The sequence below is a fragment of the Nostoc sp. CHAB 5715 genome (assembly GCF_020829685.1).
Taxonomy (GTDB): domain Bacteria; phylum Cyanobacteriota; class Cyanobacteriia; order Cyanobacteriales; family Nostocaceae; genus Nostoc.
Genome location: NZ_JAIVFR010000936.1, coordinates 1 through 2,885 on the forward strand (window position 1 = coordinate 1; position 2,885 = coordinate 2,885).

4 protein-coding genes are annotated in these 2,885 nt (G+C 44.2%); all 4 read right to left on the reverse strand.

Going from position 1 to position 2,885, the window contains the following annotated elements; translation table 11 throughout:
* Positions 1 to 184 precede the first annotated feature (184 nt).
* Positions 185 to 853: a Uma2 family endonuclease gene (locus LC574_RS33975; RefSeq protein ID WP_229458005.1), complete on the reverse strand. Its 669-nt coding sequence runs from the start codon at positions 851 to 853 to the stop codon at positions 185 to 187.
* A gap of 58 nt (positions 854 to 911) precedes the next feature.
* Positions 912 to 1,412, reverse strand: coding sequence for a GNAT family N-acetyltransferase (locus LC574_RS33980; protein ID WP_229458007.1), 501 nt, complete (start codon positions 1,410 to 1,412; stop codon positions 912 to 914).
* A gap of 12 nt (positions 1,413 to 1,424) precedes the next feature.
* Positions 1,425 to 1,634, reverse strand: coding sequence for a hypothetical protein (locus tag LC574_RS33985; protein WP_229458008.1), 210 nt, complete (start codon positions 1,632 to 1,634; stop codon positions 1,425 to 1,427).
* A 55-nt stretch (positions 1,635 to 1,689) separates the two neighbouring features.
* Positions 1,690 to 2,885, reverse strand: a 1,196-nt coding sequence (locus LC574_RS33990; protein ID WP_229458009.1) for a mucoidy inhibitor MuiA family protein, incomplete at its 5' end; no start/stop codon positions are given.

The window sequence follows — 2,885 nt, forward strand, 5'->3', positions numbered from 1 at the left end:
ATAAATGCCCCAATATCGAGTATAGAGAGGCCGCTGCAAAATTTCTTGAAGAGACTCCCTTAGACAAAATGCTGGAGTTGGCACAAGAACGCTTGCGTAAAAAAATGACGGAACCGCCAAAATGGGTTTTTCCTGAAGATCCATAGCATTCGCGCCAACAGGCTCAAGGAAAATAGCGCAAAGGTTAAATAGTATCTGGATCTATATTTAATTCTCGCAGTTTTGTTGCCAAGCGATCGCTACGTTGCTTCTGTTGTTGTGCAACTTCTTCCGGTGTCGGAACTAGTTCTCCTTTAGGCGTAAAAAAGCGTAACTTTTCTTGAAAAACCCCTAAATATAAACCTAGCTGTTGACTCCACAACCAGCCTTGGGGATTGGGTTCCAGTGGTTGATATTCACCATCAAGCAAATGAAACCCTGTAAATTCTAAAGTTTCTGGGTCAAACCAGAAGTAATCTGGTGTGCGAAAGATATCTTGGTAAATTTGTTTTTTTAGGCCCTTGTCGGTATCGCCTGTGCTATCTGAGAGAATTTCTATAATTAGATTGGGATATTTGCCATCTTCTTCCCAAACAACCCAGCTTTTACGGAGTTTGCGTTCAGTCCCTAGTACTACAAAAAAATCTGGCCCTCGGAAGTTTTCTGATTTGCGCTGACGTGGACTGTAGTAGATGGTGAGATTACCCGATGCATAAAAGTCATTACGATTTTGCCACAGCCACTCTAAGCACTGAATCAGCAGTGTCATTTGTAGCCGATGTAAGTCAGTTTCCAAAGGCGGTTCGTCACTATATAAATCCCCTGGCGGAAATATAACATCTTTTGGGGTTGCTAAATCTTGGGCTACAGACATGGCGGCAAGTGTCTCAGTGCTATAAGTTTAGCGTAGCAGTGAGAAGCGTAGACGCTATCTATAAAAAGCGTTCGATGATGATCTCGTCCACATACGTTCCTTTGATTTTAGCCTGTCTTTGCGCCGTCCCAATTATGTGAAAACCACGTTGGAGATAGCTAGCTAACGCCCCTGCGTTATCGGCGCGAACATAGGTTAATATCTTTTCATATCCTTTGGTGCGAGCAGTCTCAAAAGTAGCCTCGAATAGACTCTTACCAATACCTTGTCGTCGGTACAAAAGATCCACGTATGTTCCGATGATTCCCACGTGGTCAAACGCATGTGTAAAGGACGCAAATGGTTCCATACTTTGAAACCCAACAACCGTCAGCTCTGGAAAACGCACAGCGACATGGAACACCCCACGCTGGGGAAAATTCAATATATACTCCCGTTCGGCATCAACTGTGAGCGGTGTATCAAACGCGGTGTACACACCAGCTTCGATAATGGGGTTTAAAATGCTAACAATCGCCCCAGCATCATTCGGTTGTGCTTCTCGAACCAACAGCTTCATTTCCTGTTTTCTCTAAATGTGATTGGTTTTGCTGGCATTTACAAAATTGACGCATAACACTAACTTCATTGAAAGTCGGCGGGAAACTCCATCCCGCAAGTGGCGTGGAGAGGGATAGCCGCCCCCCGACTTGGGGCATTGGGCATTGGGGAGGCAGTGCGGTCTTGGGGTTTCCCCAAGTGGAGCAACTGCCGTCATTGGTGACTCTTCCCCATGCCCCATGCCCTATTCCCCATGCCCAAAAACTCCACCCACAAGGGGATGGAGTTTTTTATTTTTAAATATCTAACCCAACAACCATTAACTCAGGCGGATGCTCAACAATGAACTGATAATATATCTCTCGTCGCTCTTGGGGTGGAATAGTTAAAATCCATTCCAAAATCCCCATTTCACCAAGTTGAATTTGCGGGTTGCTGCGGCTCAGACGCACTTTAATTTGCTCGTTGCGGCTAACTGGTAATTGTTCAGTTAGTTTCAGATTTACTTCTTTGTCTAGTAAGTTAGTAATAAACAATCGATAGCTATAAGTAATCCGGCGCTGGTTGCTAATCAATCTTTTGTCTACCTGACGTTCAACTAAATCGCGCTCAATTTTTAAACCTTCATCAATCCCTAAGTTCAGTTTGAATTCTTGTCCTGGTGCAATATTTTCTAACTGAGTTGTTCCTATAAAAACATTGTCGCGGAAAATATTCGCTTTGCCTGGTAACAGAGTTGCACCGTTGGGACTATTTTTTACATTGGCTTGCAAATAAGCAAAACTTACCAAGCGCGGCATTGCCACATAATCGAAGCTACAAGGATAATCATCATTGAAAATTGTCGTTTTATGAGGTGCGCTATCACTGGGAATGTTACCACCACCATTCAATTTAAAGGTAACTACACTCCCTTCTTTGGATACTTCTGCTGTAACGGTTTCTGCTGGAATCAGACTATCCTCTGCAACTTCATCTTCTTCTTGCCAATCTGCTCTAGCAGCAGAAGCAGACGGTTCTGCTATAGGAGGTAGCAGTGGTGGCTGGGCAGAAAATCGTCGTTGTCGTAACATTTGTGGACGTGGAGCATCAATATACCAGGGTTCAAGTTTGGGTGGGAGTGTACCTAATCCCGGTTTAGCGGTAGAAAGGGTGAGATTTGCACCAATCCAATTTTCGCCACTACTTTGAGTGATTTCTGCAAGGTAGCTCAGATGGACAATATCGCTGGTGGTGCTAAAGCGCAAGTCATATAACGGAGTCCAACTGGCGCGATTTATTAGGTAGGAAAGCTCTAGCTCAAACTCGCCTTCACCTGCAACTTCAACTCCTACAACTAAGCTAAAACTCTCTTTAGGATGGGGTGTTTGGAGAATTGCTTGTAAAACTTCTATTTGTCCCTGCTTAACGGCGAGTTTCAACGCAGTATCATCATCTTTATCTGCGATATCCACCTTTGCACCAGCAGCCAATAAGACTCGCACTACATCGA